This window comes from Streptomyces calidiresistens (assembly GCF_014141525.1).
Classification (GTDB): Bacteria; Actinomycetota; Actinomycetes; order Streptomycetales; family Streptomycetaceae; genus Streptomyces; species Streptomyces calidiresistens.
The window spans coordinates 1-4,000 of record NZ_VKHS01000523.1 but is presented as its reverse complement, the minus strand read 5'-3'; the positions used below and the strand labels follow the sequence as shown (position 1 = coordinate 4,000).

The window sequence follows — 4,000 nt, the reverse complement described above, 5'->3', positions numbered from 1 at the left end:
GCGCCCGCCACCCCGCCGCCCACCCGCACGAAACCGACGGGGAGCCCGCACGGACCCGATGAGGAGGAAGGGCCCGCATGAGCCACCACCCCGAGGACGGAACGGCCCGCCGGGCGCCGGTCCGCGCCCCGCACCCGGCCGCGCCGGCCTCGCGACCCGACGCCGCGATCGTCGGCAGCGGACCCAACGGCCTCGCCGCCGCCGTCACCCTGGCCCGTGCCGGCCTGCGGGTCGTGGTCCACGAGGCCGCCGACACCCTCGGCGGCGGGCTGCGCGGCGCCGCCCTCTTCGACTCCGACATCAGCCACGACGTCTGCGCCGCCGTCCACCCCATGGCCGCCGCCTCCCGCTTCTTCCGCGAGTTCGACCCCGCCGCGCGCGGGGTGGTGATGGAGACGCCGGACATCTCCTACGCCCATCCCCTGGCCGACGGTCGCGCCGCCCTCGCCTTCCGCGACCTGGAGGCCACCTGCGAGGCTCTCGGACCGGTGGACGGCCGGCGCTGGCGTCGGCTGATGGAACCACTGCTCCGCCACAGCGATGCCGTGGTCGAGCTGCTGCTCTCCGGGCCCCGCCGACCGCCCGATCCCCGGGCCGTCGCGCTGCTGGCCTCCCGGGTTCCGGCGCACGGCGCCCCCGCCCCGCTGCGCCGGCTCCTGGGCGGGGGATTCCGGGGCGAGGAGGCCCCCGCCCTGCTGGCGGGGGTGGCCGCCCACGCCGTCGGGCCGCTGCCCTCGCTGCCCTCGGCGGCCGTGGCGATGCTCCTGGGCCACCTCGCGCACGGCGCGGGGTGGCCGCTGCCGCGTGGCGGCAGCCGGGTGCTGGCCGAGGCGATGATCGCGGACATCCGGGCGCACGGCGGGGAGTTCCGCACCGGACGGCGGATCACCGACCTCGACGAACTCGACGGCGCCCGGGTCGTGCTGCTGGACCTCGCCCCGGCCGGGCTGCTGGAGGTCGCCGGGGACCGTCTCCCCGCCCGGTACGCCCGTGCCCTGCGTCGCTACCGCCACGGACCGGCAGCCGGCAAGGCCGACTTCCTGGTCTCCGAGCCGATCCCCTGGGCCCACCCGGAGGTGGGCCGGGCCGGCACGGTGCACCTGGGCGGGACGATGGAGCGGATCCACCGTCAGGAGACCGCCAACGCGCGCGGGGTGGCCGGGGAGGAACCGTTCGTCCTGGTGGTGGACCCGGCCGTGGCCGATCCGGGGCGCGCGCGCCCCGGGCGGCGCCCGGTGTGGGCGTACGCCCATCTGCCGGCGGGCGACCGGCGCGACCCCGTGCGCCTGATCCGGGAGCGGATCGAGGAGTACGCGCCCGGTTTCCGGGACACGATCCTGGCCGAGCGCGGTGTGTCCGGCGCGCAGTACGAGGCGTACAACCCGAACTACGTGGGCGGGGACATCGGGACGGGCGCGATGACGCTGCGACAGAGTCTGCTGCGGCCGGTCGCCCGACTCGACCCGTACCGCACGCCCCTGCCGGGGGTGTACCTGTGCTCGGCGGCCACGCCGCCCGGCCCGAGCGTGCACGGCATGTGCGGGTACCTGGCGGCCCGTTCGGCGCTGCGACGCGAGTTCGGGCTGGCGGTTCCGCACCTCGGGCCCACCGGGCGCGGTGCCGCCGGCGGGTCGTCGGAGCCGGCCCCGCCGGCCGGCGCGGACATCGCGGGGCCCCCGTGAAGACGGGGGGGGAAGGGTCCCGGGGAGCCCGGGAGAAGCGGTCGGGAAGGAGCGGGGGATGTGGTGAACGGCGTGGACCGGACCGGCGCCCTCCCGCCCGGGGTGCGCGTGGAGGTGGAGCACCGGGGTCCCGGCCCCCCGGACGGGGAGATCGCGGTGGTGCGCCTGCTGGCCCGACTGCCCGCTTCCTGGCGGTACGCCCACCGGGTCGCGCCCGCCCGGGTGGAGTTGTGGATCGAGGGGCCGGACGCGACGCCCGGGCGGGTCCGGGACGCGGTGGCCGCCGCGCTGGACGATCCCGCGCTGGCGGCATGGCACGGACCGGCGTCCGACGGCTCTCCGGGCGCCGGCGGGCCGGGTCCGGAGGGGTGAGGTCCGGGTCCCCGGGTCATGGCGGTGCGGGGTGGGGTGCGGCGGGGAGCCGGCGGCACCGGGAGACGGGGCGGGGTCACCGCCGCTCAGATCCAGCCGCGCTCGCGGGCCAACAGCGCGGCGTGGGCGCGGTTCTCGGCACCGAGCAGGTGCATCAACTCGGCGATGTGCCGCCGGTAGGTGCGCAGGGACACCCCGACCTGCCGGGCGCCGGTCTCGTCCTTGGCCACCGTGCACATGCAGCGCAGCACCTCCCGTTGGGTCCCGGAGAGATCGACGGGGTCGCCGTGCGGGTCGTCCGCGGCGCCGGGAAAGTCCTCGGCCGCGTCCCACAACCGTTCGAAGAGCGTGATGATGTTGTCCACCAGCCCGCTTTCCCGCGCGCACAGCGCACCGCGGGAGGTGTCCCCGGGGTCGACCGGGACCAGGGCGGTGTGCCGGTCGTAGACGAGGATCAGTTCCGAGAAGTCCTCGGCGACCCGGATGCGGGCTCCGGCGGAGACGAGCTCGCGCAGGTAGCCGGCGGTGGTGGGGTCCTCCACGGCGGTGCGCCGCACCAGGTTGCGGATCTGCACGCCACGTCGCAGGCACCGCATGTCCAACGGCCGGGCGTGTGCGATGTTCTCGGGGCTGAGGGCGTCGTACGGTTCGGCGGCCAGCACCTCGGTGCGGGCGAAGAAGGCCAGGTCGTCGATACGGCTGCGGACCGTCTTCAGGTCCTCGATGCGTTCGATGCCGGGAGCCGGCCCGGTCGGGTCGTCGGTGGGGCGGTCGCGGGCCAGGGAATCGAGGATCGACCGGGTCCGGGTGAGATCGCGCATCTCCCGGTGCAGGACCTCCAGCCGGTCCTCGGCGAGCCGGGGGACGGCGCTCTCCGGGTCGGCGGCCGCGGCGTGCTGGTCGTCGCCCTCCACCAGGCGGAGTCGCCGCAGGCGCTCCAGGGAGCGACGGGTCGTCCCGGGGTCGGCCCGCAGCAGGATGTGCAGGTCGTCGACGGCGGTGTGGGGGTTGCGCAACAGGTGTCGGTAGATCTCCTCTTCCAGGGCGGAGAGACCGAGGACCGCCATCACGTGTGACCCCAACGCCAACTCCCCTGCCAGGTCGATCGGTTGTGGTGAGTGACCGTCGGAAAATCCTGTGGGGAAGCTTAGGTCAGAGTTATGGCTCTGTGTAGTTCCGATGGGGGAGATTCGTTCGTCGCGTGCCCGTTGGTGCCGCTGCGACGGAGAGCACCGGGGTGGGTGGAGCCCACCCCGGACCCCGTCCCCGGCGATGGGGGGGGGACGGCACCGGGGAGCCACCCCGGAACGGGACATCGAGGAGGGGGACGCCCCCGGCGGACGAGGCGGTTCCCGCTGCGGGACCCGACGCGGTCCCGGGCCCGGGGGCCGGACACGGCGGGCCCGGTGCCGCCGGAGGGGGAGGAGGCGCGGCACCCGGTGGGGGTCAGGCGCGACCCATGGCCCGGGTGAGGGCGATCTCGATGACGACGCGATCGGGGTTCGGCTTCGGCTGCCGCTGGTACCGCTCCGCGTAGCGGGCCACCGCGTCGGCCACCGCCGTCGGGTCCTCGTTGATCGTGGCCACGCCCTCCAGGGTCGCCCATCGCGCACGGGCCACCTGGCAGACGGCCGCCCGGGCACCCGCGGGTCCGGCTGCCCGTACGTGGGCGACCTTGCGACTGTGCCGGTTGGTGATCACCCGGGCCAGGCCGGCCCCCGGGTCGTAGGTGGCGCCGACCGCCACCACGTGGGGAGTCCCGTCGACGCGCACCGTGGTGAGAGTGCACAGGTGGTACTCCCGCCAGAACTCCAGATAGGCGGGCTCGGGATTGCGCGGATCGACGGCCATGCCCGGAAGCGTATCGGGGCGTTTCGCGTGCTCGATCCTCAGGTGAGGTCGGTGGTGTCGAGGTCGAAGCCGAAGGGGGTGGGGAGGGTGAGGGG

4 protein-coding genes are annotated in these 4,000 nt (G+C 75.6%); 2 read left to right on the top strand and 2 right to left on the bottom strand.

Annotated elements, in window-relative coordinates; translation table 11 throughout:
- Positions 1 to 77: 77 nt before the first annotated feature.
- Entirely contained in the window at positions 78 to 1,682 is a 1,605-nt protein-coding gene (locus FOE67_RS18875; protein ID WP_182665863.1) for a phytoene desaturase family protein, read from the top strand.
- A gap of 63 nt (positions 1,683 to 1,745) precedes the next feature.
- Positions 1,746 to 2,054 carry a hypothetical protein gene (locus FOE67_RS18870; RefSeq protein ID WP_182665861.1) on the top strand — a complete coding sequence of 103 codons (309 nt, stop codon included), beginning with the start codon at positions 1,746 to 1,748 and terminating at the stop codon, positions 2,052 to 2,054.
- A gap of 86 nt (positions 2,055 to 2,140) precedes the next feature.
- Here the strand turns inward: FOE67_RS18870 and FOE67_RS18865 are convergent, their stop codons facing one another.
- The gene (locus FOE67_RS18865; RefSeq protein WP_228474036.1) at positions 2,141 to 3,136 is read right to left on the bottom strand and encodes a helix-turn-helix domain-containing protein; all 996 of its coding nucleotides are present in this window, start codon (positions 3,134 to 3,136) and stop codon (positions 2,141 to 2,143) included.
- 364 nt (positions 3,137 to 3,500) lie between these two features.
- Positions 3,501 to 3,905, bottom strand: coding sequence for a pyridoxamine 5'-phosphate oxidase family protein (locus FOE67_RS18860; RefSeq protein ID WP_182665859.1), 405 nt, complete (start codon positions 3,903 to 3,905; stop codon positions 3,501 to 3,503).
- Positions 3,906 to 4,000 lie beyond the last annotated feature (95 nt).

Coding starts and splice junctions, on each gene's coding strand:
- FOE67_RS18875 (WP_182665863.1), top strand. CDS start 78: ATGAGCCACCACCCCGAGGACGGAACGGCCCGCCGGGCGCCGGTCCGC.
- FOE67_RS18860 (WP_182665859.1), bottom strand. CDS start 3,905: ATGGCCGTCGATCCGCGCAATCCCGAGCCCGCCTATCTGGAGTTCTGG.